Annotated in this window: 15 protein-coding genes; 5 read left to right on the forward strand and 10 right to left on the reverse strand. The window is 67.2% G+C overall.

Annotated features, from left to right (window positions below):
- Nucleotides 1–212 precede the first annotated feature (212 nt).
- The 5 genes from FCF25_RS06985 (at nt 213) to FCF25_RS07005 (ending at nt 6719) form a co-directional block, all read left to right on the forward strand.
- Nucleotides 213–632 (forward strand): PPC domain-containing DNA-binding protein, encoded by a 420-nt coding sequence (locus tag FCF25_RS06985; RefSeq protein ID WP_117593703.1) that lies wholly within the window; start codon nt 213–215, stop codon nt 630–632.
- Nucleotide 633: 1 nt separating this feature from the next.
- Nucleotides 634–4188 (forward strand): DNA polymerase II large subunit, encoded by a 3555-nt coding sequence (locus tag FCF25_RS06990; protein WP_137047904.1) that lies wholly within the window; start codon nt 634–636, stop codon nt 4186–4188.
- Between the two features lie 214 nt (nt 4189–4402).
- Nucleotides 4403–5245 carry an NAD(P)-dependent oxidoreductase gene (locus tag FCF25_RS06995; protein ID WP_137047906.1) on the forward strand — a complete coding sequence of 281 codons (843 nt, stop codon included), beginning with the start codon at nt 4403–4405 and terminating at the stop codon, nt 5243–5245.
- Between the two features lie 81 nt (nt 5246–5326).
- Nucleotides 5327–5656 (forward strand): rubredoxin-like domain-containing protein, encoded by a 330-nt coding sequence (locus FCF25_RS07000; protein ID WP_117593693.1) that lies wholly within the window; start codon nt 5327–5329, stop codon nt 5654–5656.
- Nucleotides 5657–5822: 166 nt separating this feature from the next.
- A complete protein-coding gene (locus tag FCF25_RS07005) occupies nt 5823–6719 on the forward strand; it encodes a ketopantoate reductase family protein (protein ID WP_137047908.1) in 897 nt (298 codons plus the stop codon).
- A gap of 27 nt (nt 6720–6746) precedes the next feature.
- On the opposite strand, the gene FCF25_RS07010 is transcribed toward FCF25_RS07005, so the two are convergent.
- The 10 genes from FCF25_RS07010 to hemC form a co-directional block, all read right to left on the reverse strand.
- The gene (locus FCF25_RS07010) at nt 6747–8294 is read right to left on the reverse strand and encodes a sulfatase (RefSeq protein ID WP_137047910.1); all 1548 of its coding nucleotides are present in this window, start codon (nt 8292–8294) and stop codon (nt 6747–6749) included.
- 93 nt (nt 8295–8387) lie between these two features.
- Entirely contained in the window at nt 8388–8756 is a 369-nt protein-coding gene (locus FCF25_RS07015) for a NifU family protein (RefSeq protein ID WP_117593687.1), read from the reverse strand.
- Between the two features lie 89 nt (nt 8757–8845).
- A complete protein-coding gene (locus FCF25_RS07020; RefSeq protein WP_137047912.1) occupies nt 8846–9169 on the reverse strand; it encodes a DUF5783 family protein in 324 nt (107 codons plus the stop codon).
- 174 nt (nt 9170–9343) lie between these two features.
- The gene (locus FCF25_RS07025; protein ID WP_137047914.1) at nt 9344–9772 is read right to left on the reverse strand and encodes a hypothetical protein; all 429 of its coding nucleotides are present in this window, start codon (nt 9770–9772) and stop codon (nt 9344–9346) included.
- Between the two features lie 107 nt (nt 9773–9879).
- Nucleotides 9880–11688 carry an SLC13 family permease gene (locus tag FCF25_RS07030; protein WP_137049371.1) on the reverse strand — a complete coding sequence of 603 codons (1809 nt, stop codon included), beginning with the start codon at nt 11686–11688 and terminating at the stop codon, nt 9880–9882.
- Nucleotides 11689–11845: 157 nt separating this feature from the next.
- Nucleotides 11846–12085, reverse strand: a complete 240-nt coding sequence (locus FCF25_RS07035) for a hypothetical protein (RefSeq protein WP_137047915.1) — start codon at nt 12083–12085, stop codon at nt 11846–11848.
- An 883-nt stretch (nt 12086–12968) separates the two neighbouring features.
- Nucleotides 12969–14384, reverse strand: a complete 1416-nt coding sequence (locus FCF25_RS07040; RefSeq protein WP_137047917.1) for a DHH family phosphoesterase — start codon at nt 14382–14384, stop codon at nt 12969–12971.
- Nucleotides 14385–14501: 117 nt separating this feature from the next.
- Complete coding sequence (locus FCF25_RS07045; RefSeq protein ID WP_137047919.1) at nt 14502–15248, reverse strand: uroporphyrinogen-III synthase; 747 nt, start codon at nt 15246–15248, stop codon at nt 14502–14504.
- Nucleotides 15245–16093: a uroporphyrinogen-III C-methyltransferase gene (cobA, locus tag FCF25_RS07050; protein ID WP_137047921.1), complete on the reverse strand. Its 849-nt coding sequence runs from the start codon at nt 16091–16093 to the stop codon at nt 15245–15247. Before cobA ends, FCF25_RS07045 begins: the two co-directional genes overlap by 4 nt.
- Nucleotides 16090–17295, reverse strand: coding sequence for a hydroxymethylbilane synthase (gene hemC, locus FCF25_RS07055; protein ID WP_137047924.1), 1206 nt, complete (start codon nt 17293–17295; stop codon nt 16090–16092). Before hemC ends, cobA begins: the two co-directional genes overlap by 4 nt.
- Between the last annotated feature and the right edge of the window lie 75 nt (nt 17296–17370).

Raw genomic sequence — 17370 nt, forward strand, 5'->3', positions numbered from 1 at the left:
CTCCACTCTCGTACGTTCCGATACGGAGTCGTTCCCGTTCGTCCGCCTCTCTACGGTGTTCGCTCCTCGCTCGGCGTCGCTCCTCGCTCGGCGTCGCCCCGAGTTCGGCGCGTCGCTTCGCTCGGCGTCGCCCCGAGTTCGGCGCGTCGCTTCGCTCGGCGTCGCCCCGCGAACACTGAACTTTTTTGATGGTCCCCCGCAACCAGTGGTCCATGAACTACCGGGAGGTCAACGCGAGTCGGGAGTTTCTGGCGAGACTCGAAACCGGTGCGGACTGGCGCGAGGAGATAGAGGAGTTCGCCGAGCGCGAGGGAATCGACTCGGCGTGGTTCAACGCGATGGGCGCGGTGCAGGACGCCGACGTCTGGTTCTACGACCAGGAGGAGATGGAGTACCGCTCCGTGCAGTTCGACGAACCGCTGGAGGTCGCCGCCTGCGTCGGCAACGTCGCGCTGCTCGACGGCGAACCGTTCGCGCACACCCACGCCGTGCTCTCGCGGCCCAGCGGGCAGGCGCTGGCGGGCCACCTCAACGCCGCGACGGTGTTCGCCGGCGAGGTGTACCTCCGCGCGTTCGACGAGTCGCTCGAACGCGACCACGACGACGTGACCGACCTGGACCTGTGGCTCTAACGTGAGACCGGACGACGAGCGCTACTTCGCGCGCATCGAGAACCGACTCGACGAGGCCTTCGAGCTCGCCGACGCCGCCCGCGAGCAAGGCATGGACCCCGGCACCGAGGTCGAGATTCCGGTCGCCAAGGACATGGCCGACCGCGTCGAGAACATCCTCGAAATCGAGGGCGTCGCCGAACGCGTCCGCGAACTCGAAGAACAGATGTCCCGCGAGGAGGCGGCGCTCGCCCTCGCGGAGGACTTCGCGGAGGGTCGCGTCGGCGACTACGACACCCGCGCCGGAAAGGTCGAAGGCGCGGTTCGGACGGCCGTCGCCCTCCTCACCGAGGGCGTCGTCGCCGCGCCCATCGAGGGTATCGACCGCGTCGAAATCCTCTCGAACGACGACGGAACCGAGTTCGTCAACGTCTACTACGCCGGGCCGATTCGCTCCGCGGGCGGCACGGCGCAGGCGCTCTCGGTGCTCGTCGCCGACTACACGCGGACGCTCATCGGCCTCGACGAGTACAAGGCCCGCGACGACGAGGTCGAACGCTACGTCGAGGAGGTCGACCTCTACGACAAGGAGACCGGCCTGCAGTACTCGCCGAAGGACAAGGAGACGCGCTTCATCTCGCGGAACATGCCCATCATGCTCGACGGCGAGGCGACCGGCGACGAGGAGGTCTCCGGCTACCGGGACCTCGACCGCGTCGACACCAACTCCGCCCGCGGCGGGATGTGTCTCGTCATGGCCGAGGGTATCGCGCTGAAAGCGCCGAAGATTCAGCGCTACACCCGCCAACTCGACGAAGTCGACTGGCCGTGGCTCCAGGACCTCATCGACGGTACCATCGGCGAAGACGACGGGGAGGCGGAGACGAAAGACGAGGAGGCCGCCGACGGCGACGACGCGGCGGACGCCGAGGACGAAGCCGCCGAAGACGGGGACGACGACTCCGAGGCCGACCCGGCCGACCCCGACGGTCCGCCGCGCGTCGAACCGGCGACCAAGTTCCTGCGCGACCTCATCGCGGGCCGCCCCGTGTTCGGTCACCCGTCCGAAGAAGGGGGGTTCCGACTCCGATACGGCCGCGCGCGAAACCACGGGTTCGCCACGGCCGGCGTCCACCCGGCGACGATGCACGTCGTCGACGACTTCGTCGCCACGGGGACCCAGATAAAGACCGAGCGCCCCGGGAAAGCGGGCGGCGTCGTCCCCGTCGACTCCATCGAGGGGCCGACGGTGCGCCTCGCCAACGGCGACGTCCGGCGCATCGACGACCCCGAGGAGGCGCTCGAACTCAGAAACGGCGTCGAGAAGATTCTCGACCTCGGCGAGTATCTCGTCAACTACGGCGAGTTCGTCGAGAACAACCACCCGCTCGCGCCCGCCTCCTACACGCCCGAGTGGTGGATACAGGACCTCGACCACGCCGGTGCGGACGTGCAGGCGCTGCGCGACTCGCCGCGCGTCGACCTCGAATCGCCGACGGCCGAACAGGCGCTGGAGTGGGCGACCGAGTACGACGCCCCGCTGCACCCGAAGTTCACCTACCTCTGGCACGATATCTCCGTCTCGGCGTTCGAGACGCTCGCCGACGCCGTCTCCGACGGCGAACTCGTCGACGGCCTGCTCGTTATCGAGCGCACCGAGGCCACGAGGAGAACGCTCGAACATCTGCTCGTCGAACACTCCCAGACCGAGGACGCCCTCCGGATTCCGGAGTGGCGGCTGCTCGCGCGGACGCTCGGCGTCGACGACGGCCTGCGGAAGACGTGGGACGCCGAGGAGCTCTCGGCCGAAGCCCGGAACTGGGACGGCGGCGACAACGCGGTGAAAGCCGTGAACGAGGTCGCGCCGTTCACCGTCCAGGAGCGCGCACCGACCCGAATCGGCAACCGAATGGGTCGCCCCGAGAAGTCCATGAGCCGCGACCTCTCTCCCGCAGTCCACACCTTGTTCCCCATCGGTGAGGCCGGCGGGAGCCAGCGCGACGTCGGCGAGGCGGCCCGGAAGATGGACGACCGGGGTCGCCGCGGTGTCGTCGGCGTGCGCGTCGGCCGCCGCGAGTGCGCCGCCTGCGGCGAGCACACCTACAAGCCGAACTGCCCCGCGTGCGGCGGCCACACCGAACCGTACTACGAGTGTACCGACTGCGAGATCGAGGTCGAACCCGACGAGGCGGGCCGCGTCGAGTGCCCGCGCTGCGAGCGCGAGGTCGAGAGCCCCGACTGGCACGACGTCGATATCGGTCGCGAACTCACCGAGGCCTTGGACGCCGTCGGGGAACGCAAAGCCTCGTACAAGATTCTGAAAGGCGTGAAGGGGCTCACCTCGGCGCACAAGACGCCGGAGGCGATGGAGAAGGGAGTTCTCCGCGCGAAACACGGCGTCACCGCGTTCAAGGACGGCACGGTCCGCTACGACATGACCGACTTACCGGTCACCGCGGTCAGGCCCGAAGAACTGGACGTGACGGCCGAGCACTTCCGCGAACTCGGCTACGAGCGCGACATCGACGGCGAACCGCTGCGCCACGACGACCAACTGCTCGAACTCAGAGTGCAGGACATCGTCCTCTCGGACGGCGCGGCCGAGCACATGCTGAAGACGGCGAACTTCGTCGACGACCTCCTGGAGAGCTACTACGGGCTTCCGGCGTTCTACGAGGTGAACGAGCGCGACGACCTCATCGGCGAACTCGTGTTCGGGATGGCACCGCACACGTCGGCGGCGGTCGTCGGACGGGTCGTCGGATTCACGTCGGCGGCGGTGGGGTACGCACATCCGTACTTTCATGCAGCGAAGCGGCGGAACTGCGACGGCGACGAGGACTGCGTCATGCTCCTCATGGACGGCCTGCTGAACTTCTCGAAGGAGTTCCTCCCCGACAAGCGCGGCGGGCAGATGGACGCACCGTTGGTCATGTCCTCGCGCATCGACCCCTCCGAGATCGACGACGAGGCGCACAACATGGATATCGTCCGGCAGTACCCCAGGGAGTTCTACGAGGCGACCCGCGAGATGGCCGACCCCGGCGAGGTGGAGGAGCTCATCACCATCGCCGAGGACAACCTGGGCACCGACCTCGAATACTCCGAGTTCTACCACACCCACGACACGTCGAACATCCACCTCGGCCCGGCGCTGTCGGCGTACAAGACGCTCGGCTCGATGACCGAGAAGATGGACGCGCAGCTACATCTCGCGCGGAAACTCCGGGCGGTCGACGAGACGGACGTCGCCGAGCGGGTCATCGAGTACCACTTCCTGCCGGACCTCATCGGCAACCTCCGCGCCTTCTCCCGACAGAAGACGCGCTGTCTCGACTGCGGCGAGAAGTATCGGCGGATGCCCCTCACCGGCGACTGCCGCGAGTGCGGCGGGCGCGTCAACCTCACGGTCCACCAGGGCTCGGTGAACAAGTACATGGACACTGCCATCGAGGTAGCCGAGGAGTTCGGCTGCCGCGACTACACGAAACAGCGCCTCGAAGTGCTCAAGAAGAGTCTGGAGAGCGTCTTCGAAAATGACAAGAACAAGCAGAGCGGTATCGCGGACTTCATGTGAGTCTCTTTTTGGTCCACCGTCAGAGCGAAGCTCTGACGAGCCTTCGCTCGCTCCGTTCGCAAAGACAGATTTTTGCGACGGAGGGCGCACTCGGCTCGCCTCGCCACCGAACTCGGCGTCACCGACGACTGAGCGCGCGGTACCCTGCTCGACTCCTCTCGGACCCGCTCCCCGCCGCCCGAGAGACTATCACCGGCCGCGTCAGTGATAGCGCATGGACGTGCTCATCACCGGCGGCCACGGCGTCGTCGGGACGGCGATAACGGACCACCTCGGCGACAGCGACGAGTACGAGTTCACGCTGCTCGACGTCGAACCCGGAGACGACGAGAGCCCGCACGACAGCGTCGTCGCCGACGTGCGCGACTACGACGCGATCCGACCCCACTTCGAGGGCCGAGACGCGGTCGTTCACCTGGCGCTCGTCCCGGGGACGGGCGGTCCCGGTTCGCGCGAACTCGGCTGGTCGGAACCGCTCGCCGACAACCTCGAAGCGCTCCACAACGTCTACGAGGCGGCCGTCGACGCCGACCTCGACAGCATCGTCTTCGCCTCCTCGAACCACGCCGTCGGGATGGTCGAGGTACGGAACGCGCCCGAGATTTACCACGACCGAGGGGTGAGGACCGACCACACCGAACCGCACCGCCCGGACTCGCGCTACGGGCTGACCAAGAGCTACGGCGAGGACCTCGGTCGCCTCGCCGCGGAGGCCCACGGCATCCGGTTCTACGCGCTCCGGATCGGCTCCGTCCGCGCACCCGAGTACGACCATCCCTACGGCGACGCCGAGCGCGGCGTCGAGGACGGCCGGTGGGAACGCGGCAGCGACGCCTACGAGGAGCAGGTCGCCCGACTCAAGGGGTTGTGGCAGTCGCGCCGCGACCTCGCGCAGTTGGTCGACTGCTGTCTCCGCGACGACTCCGTCGAGTGGGACCACTTCTACGGCGTGAGCGGCAACGAACGACGGTGGCTCGACGACCTCGACCACGCCCGCGAGACGGTCGGCTACGAGCCACGAGACGACGGCGAGGAGTGGGACGCGCCGCCGGAGTGAACGCGGGGTGGCCCGTCGCCGAGCGGACTCTCGCTGGTACCGTCACAGAATTTTATCCCCGTCGACGCTGAACGTTCGAATATGGTTGGAGATGGTGGCGAGACCCCCGACGACGTGTCCGAATCGGAACTCGAACGACTCGACCTGGGCGAGGCCGTCTACGACGGCGACGGCAACGAACTCGGGACGATCCGCGGCTTCGACGAGGGCGGCTTCTACGTGACGATGCGCGAGGGAGTGGAGGCGCTGAGCGTCGAACACGCCCGCGTCGGCCAGGAGTTCGGCGAGGGCTACCTCATGTGGCGCTGCACCGAGTGCGGCGAGATGGGAGAGATCGACGACGGCCTCCCCGACGAGTGTCCCAACTGCGGGTCGCCGAAAGAGGACCTCTACTACTGGACCGAGGACTGAGTTCGGCGACGACCCGCAGTCGAACAACAGCCGAATCACGACCGAACTGCGCCTGAATCAAGACCGAACCGCGCCGAATCGCGCCCGAATCGTGCCCGAACCGCGCCGAACCGCGGTCGTCCCCCGAACTGAACGCCTTTTTATCGACTGCTTCGAGAGGGGTGGTATGGACGTCGTCGTCTTCGGTGCGGGGAGCCTCGGCAGTCTCGTCGGCGGGTTGCTCGCGCGCGCTCACGACGTGACGCTCGTCGCCCGCGACCCGCACGCGAGTCGCGTCCGCGAGTCCGGACTTCGTATCTCCGGTGCCGTCGAGACACGTACCGAACCTCACGCGACGACCGACGGCACGGGTCTCTCCGCCGACCTCGCGCTCGTGACCGTGAAGGCGTTCGACACCGCCGACGCGGCAGCGGCGCTCGCGACCGGCAAGTTCGACGCCGTGCTCTCGCTGCAGAACGGCCTCACGGAGGAGACGCTCCGGAAGCGCCTCGACGCGCCCGTGCTCGCGGGAACCGCGACCTACGGCGCGCGACTGCGCGAACCCGGCCACGTCGAGTGTACCGGCGTCGGCCGACTCGTCCTCGGGTCGCTCGACGGCGGGCCCGACCCGCTGGCCGAACGAGTCGGGCGGGCGTTTCGCGCCGCCGATATCGAGACGCTCGTCGCGACGGATATGCCGCGGCGTCGCTGGACGAAACTCGCGGTCAACGCGGGCATCAACGCGGTGACGGCGCTCGCGCGAGTCGAGAACGGAGCGCTCGCCGACGGCGACGCGGCCGACGTGGCACGCGCCGCCGCCCGCGAGACAGCGCGTCTCGCCCGCGCCGAAGGTGTCTCGGTCCCGAACCGCCGCGCGCTGGCGGCGCTCGGCAGAGTCGTCGACGCGACCGCCGAGAACCGGTCGTCGATGCTCCAAGACGTCGACGCCGACCGGCGAACCGAGGTCGACGCCATCTCGGGCGAGGTCGTCGCCCGCGCCGAGCGGCACCGACTCGACGTGCCGACGAACCGGACGCTCGCGGCGCTGTTGCGGGCGTGGGAAGCGGGTCGAGGGCTGCGGTAACTTCCGACGCTCGGGGCCGAGACGCGGTTACTCCATGTAGCCGAGGTCCCGGAGCCGTTCTTGGGTCGTGTCGTCCATGTCGTCCAGCGCGTCGTCGGTCACTTCCACGTCGTCCGCGCCGGTCCACGCGCCGCCGGCGGCCTCCTCGAAGCGGGCGAGCGCCTGCTCCGCGGCCTCGATTCTCTCGTCGCCCTTGCCGGCGAGATTCGTCAACTCACCGGGGTCCTCGTCGAGGCGGTACGCCTCGTTGGGGATGCGGTCGATGCGGACGTACTTCGCGTCGGGCCGCCGAACGGCGCGCATCCGCGAGTAGAAGCGGGAGTCCTTCGGGAGCGTGACGCCGCCGGCTTTCGCCTTCTCCTCCAGTTGTTTGAGTTCGACGATAGGGCGGGAGTACTCGACGAACGCGTACTCGCCGTCGGGCGACCCCCGCTGGCCGGGGTCCGGGGAGTCGGCGTCGGCGAACTCGCGGTACGACGCCGAGAGCAGCGAGCGAGTTCTGTCGAGCGCGACCACGTCCTCGCCGGGCGAGGCCGGCGTGCCGCCCTCGACGTCGAGGGCGTCGAGGACAGTGTGATAGAGGTCGACCAACTCGACCTGGTCGTCGCGGCGACCGGTGCCGAGCTCCGGGTGTTTGACCATCAGCGGAACGTTGATGAGCGGGTCGTACAGGCAGAACTCGTGACCGTACAGGTCGTGCTCGCCGTGGAGCTCGCCGTGGTCGGCGCAGACGACGACCATCGTGTCGTCCCAGCGGTCGGTCTCCTTCAGCCAGTCGAACAGGCGCGTGAGTTGGTCGTCGATGTGGGCGATTTCGGCGTCGTACAGGCCGCGAATGTCTTCCCACTCGCCGTCGGTGATGTCGCGCGCGCCGGAGTTGTACTCCTTGGAGTTCTGGCACACCTCCGTCGAATCGACGCCGGGGGCGAACCGCTCTCTGTACTCCTTCGGGGGGTGGTACGGCAGGTGGGCGTCCATCAGGTTGATGAAGGCGAACGACCGGTCGCTCTCCTCGATGAACTCCATCGTCTGGTCGATGACGGCGGGCGTCTTCGAGTCCGCGCCCTCGCCGTCGGCGAGATACTCGTGGGCGGTGTTACCCAGACTCACGAGTTTGTCGGCGACCGTGCGCAGGCGTTCGTTGTCGTTGAGCGTCTTCCACGCCTTCGCCAGCGGTCCCGACAGCAGGTCGCCGGGCATCACCTCGAAGAAGTTGTTCTGGTCGTCGAAGCCGTCGGTGAGGTGGGTGTACGGCGTAATCCACGCGTTCGAGGAGTAGCAGGCCGTGTCGTAGCCCGCCGCCGACAGCGTCTCTGCGAGCGTCGTCGCGTTGTCGAGGTACGGCGTCTCCTGGTCGGCACCGTGACGACTCGGGTACATCCCGGTGAACATCGACGCGTGGACGGGAAGCGTCCACGGCGCGGGCGCGACCGCCTGGTCGAACACCATCGCCTCCTCGGCGAACGATTCGAGGCCGGGCGTCGTGGGTTTGTCGTAACCGTACGGCGTCAGGTGGTCCTTCCGAACCGTGTCCATCACCACGAACAACACGTTCGCGGGAGACTCGTCGCTCATACCTCCCTCTCCGTCCGTAACGGGAATAAAACACGGGTATGTTCCGGCCGCTAAGCCGACGCTACTGCGGGACAGACGACCCCTAAAACGGAGTTAGAACGGGGCCTGCGGGCCTTCGTCGCTGCCGCCGTCGTCGTCGCTGGTCGTCTCGCCGGGGAACGACGGACTCATGCCGCCGTCGCCGCCCATCCCACCGCCACCCATACCGGTGTCGGCGTTGACCTTGTTGATCTCGGGGATCTCTTTGACCATCCGGCTCTTGATGGCCTGGATGGTCATCGGCGAGATACCGCACCCGGAACACGCCCCACCGAGAGCGATGCTCACCTCGCCGTTCTCGCGGTCGAGATGCTGGATGGCGGCGCTGCCGCCGTGCATCTGAATCTGCGGGAAGTTGCGGCGCAGGAAGTTAGTGACGCGCTCTTTGAGGTCGTCGTCGGCGTCCTGTGGCTCCGTACTCATGTGCGCGGGTTGGCGGTGTGGCGTCTTATGCCTTTGGTTCGGAACGACCCCCGGTAGTCGAAACCGCGCACGTCGGCGTCGGCGCTCGCCTATTCCGGCCGCTCGACGCCGAACACGCGGTGGTGTTCGGCCTCCAACTCCTCGACGTACCGCTCCAGCGTCGCGTCCAGTTTCTCGTCGTCGACGACGACGCTCGTGAGGCGGTCGTGGGGGTTCTCGGGCAACCGGATTCGGAAGCGACCGTCCTCGTACACCGGCTCGGACTCGTTGAGAATCTGCTGGTCGATGCCGTGGATGAGCGTCGAGTCGTACTTCTCGTTCATCGTCTCGAACGCGCTCTTGTACGCGCGCTGCAGTTGCGGGAAGTAGTGGACGTACTTCTCTTCGAACTTCTCGGGGTCGAAGTCGGTCATACACGGGAGTCGGTCGGGGGTGCGCAAAAGTCGGACGGTCCGTGTTCGAGCAGTTGGACGGTCCGTGTTCGAGCAGTCGGGCAGTCCGTATTCGAGCAGTCGGACGGTAGGCGGGCCGAATCCCGTCTGGCCTCTCTTTTCCTTTCTCCCGAACAGACGCCATCTCAGACGGCACTATCTCCCCTTTCGCTCGACGTACGCGTCGAGCTCTCGGCCGACGAGTTCCGCGACGCGTTCACTGTACGTCCAGAGCGCCGCGTTGAGCCGCTCCTCCGTCTCGTCGTCGAGACCCTCGCGCCCCCGGAGGACGGAGTCGTCGGTTATCTGCGGGTGGTAGACGCAGACGACGCCGAGCGAGGCGTCTGAACTCCCGGTACCGGCCGTGTGGATTCCGTACTGGTCGGTCCCCCAGATACCGTCGCCGCCCGCCCGTTCCATCGCGGAATCGAGTGCGTCGAGCGACTGGAGCTCTTCGGCGGTGAGAAGCGGGTCGTCGCCCTCGAACAGTTCGGTGTACGCCTCCCTCCGAGCGCTGTTCGTCCACTGTCCCAACTGGGAGCGTACCTCCACTACGAGTTGACGTTCGTCTGGAAACTCGGCCATACGGTGAAGACGTCGCCTGGTCCAATCAACGTTAGCACGATGCAAGGTTGGTGAGGCCGCGATAGCGTCGCACGGCCCGAGTCAGACCGCTCGTCCGACTCTCGGGTTCACGCGCCGACGCCCCAGAAGAACGCGATTCCGAGCACGGTCACGACCGACAGCAGCAACTGCAGCGGCGCGCCGACGCGGATGTAATCCGAGAACGTGTAGCCGCCGGGGCCGTAGACGAAGAGGTTCGTCTGGTAGCCGACGGGCGTCATGAACGCCGTCGACGCCGCGAACGTCACGGCGAGCACGAACGCGAACGCGTTCGCGCCGATCGACTGCGCGGCGCTGGCCGCCACGGGAATCATCAGCACGACGCTCGCGTTGTTGCTGATGACGCTCGTCAACAGCCCGGTCGCGAGGTAGAACACCCAGAGGACGCCGATTGCGGGCAAGAACGCCGCAGTCGAGGCGACAGCGTTCCCGAGCACGCCGGCGGCTCCGGTCTGTTGGAGGGCGATTCCGAGCGGGATGACCCCGGCGAGCAGGAAGATGACGTTCCACTCGACGGACGAGTACAGTTCGTTCGGCTTGAGCACTCCGGTGAACACCATTGCCACGACTCCCGCGAGCGCCGAGACGACTATCGGGAACACGTTCAGCGCGGGCAGCGCGACGACGCCAGCGATGATGAGGACCGCGAACGGTATCTTCTCGCTCCGGTAGGTCACCTCGTCGAACTCGTGGGCGACGATGAAGTCCTCGTTCTGGACGAGCCGGGTGAGACTGTCGGGCGGTGCCTGGACGAGCAGCGTGTCCCCCACCCGGACCTTGATCTCCTCGAACCGGTCGCGGACCACGTCGCCGCGGGTCCGGAAGGCGAGCACGTTCGCGTCGTAACGCTGTCGGAACGCCGAACTCGACAGCGTCTCGCCGACGAGAAACGACCCCGACGGGATGACCACTTCGACCAGGACGGGCTCCTCCTCGTCCGGATGCAACTCGCCCTCGGTCTGCGGACGCCCGGCGAGCGCGAGTCCTTCCGCGTCCATGATGCGTTCGAGCGTCTCCCGGTTCGTCCTGAGGCGGAGCGTGTCGCTCCGGTAAATCTCCTTGCGGGCGAGCGGTTCGGAGAATCGCTCTCCGTTCCGAATCAGTTGGAGAACGTCGATGTCGAGTTCGTCGTCGCCGAGCGCCTCTTCGACGGTCTGACCGAGCAACGAGGAGTTCGCCGGGACGACGACGTCCGCGAGATACTCCTGGAGAGCGTACTCCTCGACGAGGTCCTCGTCGACCGGCACGCGTTCGGGGAGCAACCTGACGCCGACCGTCATGAGATAGAGGGCTCCGACCGCGAAGACGACGACACCGAGTTTCGTGAACTCGAACATCCCGAACGCCTGTAGCCCGAGTTCGGGCGACTCCGCGCCGATTTGCGCCGCGATGTCGCTGGCGAGGATGTTCGTCGACGTCCCGATGAGCGTCAGTGTCCCGCCGAGCATCGAGGCGAACGACAGCGGCATGAGCAGTTTCGACGGAGACGTCTTCCCCTCGTGGGCGAGGTCGGCGATGACAGGAACCAGGATGGCGACGACCGGCGTGTTGTTGATGATTCCCGACACCGGTCCGGTGACGCCGATGGTCGCGGCGAGCTGTTTGCGTCGGTCGTCGCCCGCGAACGCTGCCATCTTCCGACCGAACAGTTGGACGATACCCGTTCGGTTGATGCCGGTGCTCAAGATGAGCATCGCCAACACGGTGATGGTGGCGGGGTTAGCGAACCCGGAGATTCCCTCCCGGGGGGTTATCTGCGTCCACGGTTCGAGCACCATCAACAGAACCATCAGCAGGATGGCGGTGACGTCGATGGGGAACCGCTCGGTCGCAAACAACACGAACGCGAGGAGGATGAGCGCGAAGACGACGAGCATGTCGACCGTCAACGGAGACGAAGCCACACCCTGGACTAAGGGGGTGGCCGAGGAGAAGGACATACCGAAACGAGACGGTTACGAGGGAAAAGGACTGGTATCCGCACGCCGACCATCGCTCGCTCTCTCACAGTCTCTCGACTCGACCGCCGGACTCTCAGTCCTCGAACTCGTCGTCGTCCTGTTCGTAGATAATCGTCAGTTTCCCGGGCGTCGGACGCCTCGCCGCGTCTCGAAGCGTCTCGAACTCCCTCAAGAGCGCCTGCGCGTCGTCCGTCCCCTCGCGGACGCTCCGCGACTCTTCTCGAATCGTGTCGTACGCCCGCTCTACGATGCGCCGAGCGGCGTACGAATCTGTTTTCGACTCTATCTCGAAGGTGGCCTCGTGTCGTGACATACCCGTCGTTTGTTCCCCACTGTGTTAACAGTCGCCTGCACCGAAGCGCCGTTTGGGAGGCGAGCGTGTATTTCGTATCACGGTATTTGATTTATGACGGCCGTCGCTTCGAGTTCCCGCCTGCCAGTCTCGGACTGTTTTCTGTCGACTTCTGGCCTTTTTTGCCCTGATACGACCGAATACTCGGAAACCGGGTCACAGAACGGCGCGAAACCGCCGCTACCCTTCGTCGACTGGGGAAGTTGTGATACCGTGCGTAATCAGTCGGCGTACCGTCGATTTCGCTCCCGCTCGCAGCCACCAGCGAGTCTATTCGAGAGCCGTTTTCGCGACAAGTGGAATCCGGCGGCTCGACGAGCGAACTACTGCTCGCTCTGCGAAGAGTTGACATCGACCGTCCGAGATCGGGCGGGCGCTACCTCCCCGGTTCGCTTCTGTGCTACCCCGCCACTTCCTGTCCCCAGACTTCGGACGCCTCGTATCGTTCGCATCGCTACTCCGGCCGACACGACCGAATCTTGTCGACTCTATCCGGTAAATCGACTCGAACTGCCTTCGGAGGGTCCGAGTGACGACGCGACACCCGCGAGAGCGAGGGGCCGAGTCGACGGCCCCGAACGACGGGCGTCTGTTTACACTGTTTCCGGTGCCCACGTCCGGCAGGACAGCGAGAATGGGCCGAACTGGCCCGTCCCTTCCCGACAGCGCTCGTTTCTCGAACCTCCCTGTTTTTACGAATAGTCCAAGATAAACCCTATATCGATATACCAATACTGCGGATCTCCGTGAGCTATCTCACAGCTACGAACCACCCCGTTCGAGACTCTCAGCTAGTCGAGTACAGCGGATAACACCGAACCGTCCTCGATTCGAGCCGACGCGTCTACCCCAGCTGTTCGCCGACGATACGGTCGACTTCGGCGACGAACGCCTCGCGTTCGCCGGTCGGAATCGTCGCCCCCGCGGCGACGTTGTGCCCGCCGCCGTCGCCGCCGACGGCGCGCGAGGCGTCGCGCATCGCAAGCGAGAGGTCGAGGCCCTTCCGCGTGAGGAAGTGCGACCCGCGTGCGGAGACTTTCACCTCCTCGTCGTTCTTCTCGGCGAACGCGACGATGGGTTTACTGCGGCTGATGCCGCTGGCGCCGACGGCCATCCCGGCGACGATGCCGACGATGGTTTCGCGGATTCGCGTTCCGGCGTCGAACCACTGGACGTGCTCTTCGACGGTCACGCCCTCGTTCTTCACCCACTGCAGCCCCTCCGAGAGGTTCCGGCGGTGGTTCCGCAGCAGTTTCTGCGCTCGGTCGAGCGCGCCGTCTCGGTCGCCCAGACAGACCGCCAGACCCACGTCGGCGCGGTCGTAGCGCGCCGTCGCGTTCAGGAGCGTCGAGAACTCGCTCACGTCGCGGAGTTCGGTCCCGGACTCCTCGTCGACGAGCGTGTACGCCGTCCCGACGAGCGAGTTGATGCGGTCCGCGGGTACGCCGCTGGCGACGGCGCGGCGAACGAGGGCACTGGCGACGGTCTGTCGCTCGTCCGCCGAGAGGTCGGCCCAGCGCCGCCACTCGCCGTCGGCTTTCAGGTCCAGATCCAGTCCGTCGAGGAAGGTGATAGAACCGGCGTGGTCGTTCGAGATGCCCGGGATTCGTACGTCGCTGGCGTACTCGAGCAGTTTGGGGAGCGGTCGCGTCTGCTTGCCGTACAGCGTGAGGTCGGTGTTGGCTTCCAGCACGCCCGCCTCGACGCCCTCTTCGACGATTCCCTCGTTCGCGCCGCGAAGCGCGCCGTCGGAGTCCTGCATGTCACCGACCGCACCGACGACGGCGAGCGCCGCCAGATCGCGGTTGTCGCTCTCGCTCCCTTCGAGCGCACGGGCGAGCACGTAGCTCGCGCCCGCGCCGGAGAGCTCCGACGCACCGTCGATGCCGAACAACAGCGGATTGAGGTGGTACTCGGTGTCGGCATCGGCGGGTTGGTGGTGGTCGGCGACGACGGGCGTGAACTCGCCCGCCGCCTCGTGGTCGGCGATGATGTCGAGTTGGCCGCTCCCGAAGTCGGTGAAAAGCACCGTCTCGTGGTCCGTCGCGGCGATGGCGGCGATCTCGTCGGCGTCGAGCTGTTTCGAGAAGACGGTGTCGAACGGAATCTCCGCGCGTTCGAGCGCGCTCGCGGCGACGGCGGCGCTCGTCAACCCGTCGGCGTCGATGTGGGAGGCGAGAAGCACGGAGTCGGTGCTTCGGAGTCGCTCTGCACAGGCCTCGGCGCGCGCGCGGAGTTCGGGGACGGGACCGGTGGACATCGACGGAGGATGGGTCGGCTTCGGGTTTAAACGCTCGCCTCCGCCGCGGGACGAGCGTCCTTCGGTTCGGCCGCGTTCGACGATGGCCCGGCGCTGATTTCGTCGCGTCGTCTCCCGCTACTCGCGGTACGTCGGCGCTGCGACTTCGACGGCGGCGCACGCCAGTTCCTCGAAATCGGCCGCGTCGGGAACCACGTCGACGTCGATGCCGCGGCTCTCGGCCGTCTCGCGCGTCGGTTCGCCGATAGCGCCGACGACGGCGTCGTCGAGTCCCGCGACGGCCTCGTCTCGGAGGCCGCGCTCGGCGGCCGCGTCGAGGAAGTGGTCGACCGTCAGCGACGAGGAGAAAAGCGCCGCCTCCAGTTCCCCGGCGGCGGCCATCTCCGCGGAGTCCCCGGACCCCGGCGGCCGAACGAGTTCGTAGAGAACCGTCTCGTGCACGTAGCCGCCGGCGGCTTCGAGACCGTCGGTCAGGACGGGCGAACCGTGGTCGCTGCGGGCGACTTCGACCCGCGCACCCGGCACCCGGCCGCGGAGCGTCTCGACCAGTCCGGTCGAGGTGAACTCGTCGGGTACGACGTCGACCGCGTACCCGTGTTCGCGCATCACCGCGGCGGTGCTGTCGCCGATGGCGCAGAGCGTCGCCTCGCCGGGGTCCCACCCCGCGTCGGCGACGAGTTCGACGCCGGTTTTGCTCGTCAGGACGGCGTAGTCGGCGTCCGTTCTCGGAGTCCTCCCGGTCGGTTCAACCTCCAGCATCGGGTCGGGAACGGGCGTCGCGCCGAGCGAGTCGAGCAGTTCGACCGCGTCTCGGAGTCGCTCGTCGTCAGGCCGGAAGACGGCGACGCGGACCTCCCGGCTCATCGTCCCGCCCCCGTCTCGGAGCTCGCTTCACCCCTCGCTTCCGTCCCTGCCCCCGATTCGCTCCGCAGGAACTTCCGCACCCGTTCTCGGGTCCCGGCCACGTCGCCGACGACGGTGATCGCGGGCGGTTCGATTTCGTGTTCGTCGCGGACGTCGACGACGGTGCCGAGCGTTCCGGTAGCGACGCGCATGTCGGGCCACGTCGCCCGCTCGACGAGCGCAACCGGCGTTCCGGGGTTCATTCCGGCGTCGCGGAGCGCCTTCGTGTAGTCGGGCAGTTTGCCGACGCCCATGAGGACAACGATGGTGCCGCCGGTCTCGGCGAGCGCCTCCCAGTTCACCGCCGACTCCTCCTTCGTGGGGTCTTCGTGACCCGTCACGAACGAGACGGAGGACGCGTGGTCGCGGTGGGTCACCGGAATCCCGGCGACGGCGGGGCCGCCGATGGCCGACGTGACGCCCGGAACGACCTCGAAGGGAATCTCCTCGTTCGCCAGATGTTCCGCCTCCTCGCCGCCGCGGCCGAAGACGAACGGGTCGCCACCTTTCAGGCGCACGACGCTCTTGCCCTCGCGGGCGAGTTCGACGAGGCGCTTGTTCGTGTACTCCTGGGGCGTCCACTCGCCGCCGGCGCGCTTGCCCACGTCCTCGCGCTTCGCCTCGGGAATCCGGCCGAGAATCTCGGGCCCCGGGAGTTTGTCGTGGAGCACGACGTCCGCCTCGTCGAGCAGTCGGCTCGCTTTCACGGTCATGAGGTCGGGGTCGCCCGGCCCGCTACCGACGAGGTAGACCGTACCGACGGCCGATTCCGACGCCGTCTCGGAGCCGTCGTCCGTCTCGCTCATTCGTCCGCTTCCTCCGGTTCCTCTCGCGCACCGCGTCGCTCGCTCGCGGCCGCCTCGTCGGTGTCGCGTTTCGCCTCCTCGATAAGGGTGGCCGCGCCGCGGTCTCTGAGGTCGGCGGCGAACTCCGCGGCGGCGACGGCGTGGGTCTCGACCGGCAGGTCGCGCGTCGCTTCGACCGTCTCCTCGCCGTCGCGGCCGAGCACCTGCACGCGCGTGTGGACGTGCCGACCCTGCACGAGCGCGAAGACGCCGATGGGCGCGACGCAACCCCCACCGAGTTCCGAGAGAATCGTCCGCTCGACGGTCGTCTCGACGCGCGTCCGCGGGTGGTCGATGACTTTGTGGATGGCGTCGGCGGCCTCGCCGTCGACGCTGGTCACGGCGATTGCGCCCTGGCCGGGCGACGGGACGAATCGGTCGCGCGGGAGGCGGACGTAGTTCACGTGGTGGTCGAGGCCGCTGCGTTTGAGACCCGCCTCGGCGAGCACGATGGCGTCGTACTCGGTGTCGACCTCGCGGCCGAGCGCGTTGCGCTGGAGTTCGCTGAGGCCCTCGAACCACTCCTCGGGTCGCTCGTCGTACTCGGGTTCGTAGTCGTCGTTTTCTTCTCGCGGGCTCCGCCCGCTCGAACGGCCCGAGGCGCTCTGCGCCTCGCTGCCGACGTTGCCCTTCCGGTCCTTGTCGGCCTCGACGCGGTCTTCGTGTTCCTCCTGCAGCGACGGGGCGAGCAGTTTCTCGACGCGGGTGTCGACGTTCCCGCGCAGCGGTTCGACCGTCAGGTCGGGGCGGGCGTTGAGCAGCTGCGCCTGCCGGCGAAGCGAGGAGGTGCCGACCGTCGCGCCCTCGGGCAACTGGTCGAGTTCGCGGCCGTCGGGCGTCACCAGCACGTCGCCGGCGGGTGCGCGCTCGGGGATGCCGGCGACGAGGAGTTCCTTCGGCTGTTCGGTCGGCATGTCCTTCATCGAGTGGACGGCGGCGTCGACTTCGCCGGCGAGAATCTTCTCGTCGAGCGCGCGGACGAACGCCCCGGTCTTGCCGAGGCGGTGGATGAGTTCGTCCTGAATCTGGTCGCCGCGGGTCTCGACTTCGACCAGTTCCACGTCGCGGCGTCGCCCGGCGAGCGCCTCCTGTACGCTCGCGGCCTGTCGAAGCGCGAGGTCCGACCCTCGCGTCGCGAGGCGGAGTGTCCCGTGAGTACTCATGTGCGTCGGTGGGCGTCGAACCCTGAAAAGGGCTTCAGTTCCGCCTTCGACGGATTCGTGGTCGTCTCGCCGTAT

This window comes from Haloprofundus sp. MHR1, from assembly GCF_005155585.1.
Lineage (GTDB): Archaea > Halobacteriota > Halobacteria > Halobacteriales > Haloferacaceae > Haloprofundus > Haloprofundus halophilus.

Excerpts from the sequence above, each read along its gene's own strand:
- FCF25_RS06985 (WP_117593703.1), top strand. The coding sequence starts at position 213 with ATGAACTACCGGGAGGTCAACGCGAGTCGGGAGTTTCTGGCGAGACTC.
- FCF25_RS06995 (WP_137047906.1), top strand. The coding sequence starts at position 4,403 with ATGGACGTGCTCATCACCGGCGGCCACGGCGTCGTCGGGACGGCGATA.
- FCF25_RS07000 (WP_117593693.1), top strand. The coding sequence starts at position 5,327 with ATGGTTGGAGATGGTGGCGAGACCCCCGACGACGTGTCCGAATCGGAA.
- FCF25_RS07005 (WP_137047908.1), top strand. The coding sequence starts at position 5,823 with ATGGACGTCGTCGTCTTCGGTGCGGGGAGCCTCGGCAGTCTCGTCGGC.
- FCF25_RS07010 (WP_137047910.1), bottom strand. The coding sequence starts at position 8,294 with ATGAGCGACGAGTCTCCCGCGAACGTGTTGTTCGTGGTGATGGACACG.
- FCF25_RS07015 (WP_117593687.1), bottom strand. The coding sequence starts at position 8,756 with ATGAGTACGGAGCCACAGGACGCCGACGACGACCTCAAAGAGCGCGTC.
- FCF25_RS07020 (WP_137047912.1), bottom strand. The coding sequence starts at position 9,169 with ATGACCGACTTCGACCCCGAGAAGTTCGAAGAGAAGTACGTCCACTAC.
- FCF25_RS07025 (WP_137047914.1), bottom strand. The coding sequence starts at position 9,772 with ATGGCCGAGTTTCCAGACGAACGTCAACTCGTAGTGGAGGTACGCTCC.
- FCF25_RS07030 (WP_137049371.1), bottom strand. The coding sequence starts at position 11,688 with ATGCTCGTCGTCTTCGCGCTCATCCTCCTCGCGTTCGTGTTGTTTGCG.
- FCF25_RS07035 (WP_137047915.1), bottom strand. The coding sequence starts at position 12,085 with ATGTCACGACACGAGGCCACCTTCGAGATAGAGTCGAAAACAGATTCG.
- FCF25_RS07040 (WP_137047917.1), bottom strand. The coding sequence starts at position 14,384 with ATGTCCACCGGTCCCGTCCCCGAACTCCGCGCGCGCGCCGAGGCCTGT.
- FCF25_RS07045 (WP_137047919.1), bottom strand. The coding sequence starts at position 15,248 with ATGAGCCGGGAGGTCCGCGTCGCCGTCTTCCGGCCTGACGACGAGCGA.
- cobA (WP_137047921.1), bottom strand. The coding sequence starts at position 16,093 with ATGAGCGAGACGGACGACGGCTCCGAGACGGCGTCGGAATCGGCCGTC.
- hemC (WP_137047924.1), bottom strand. The coding sequence starts at position 17,295 with ATGAGTACTCACGGGACACTCCGCCTCGCGACGCGAGGGTCGGACCTC.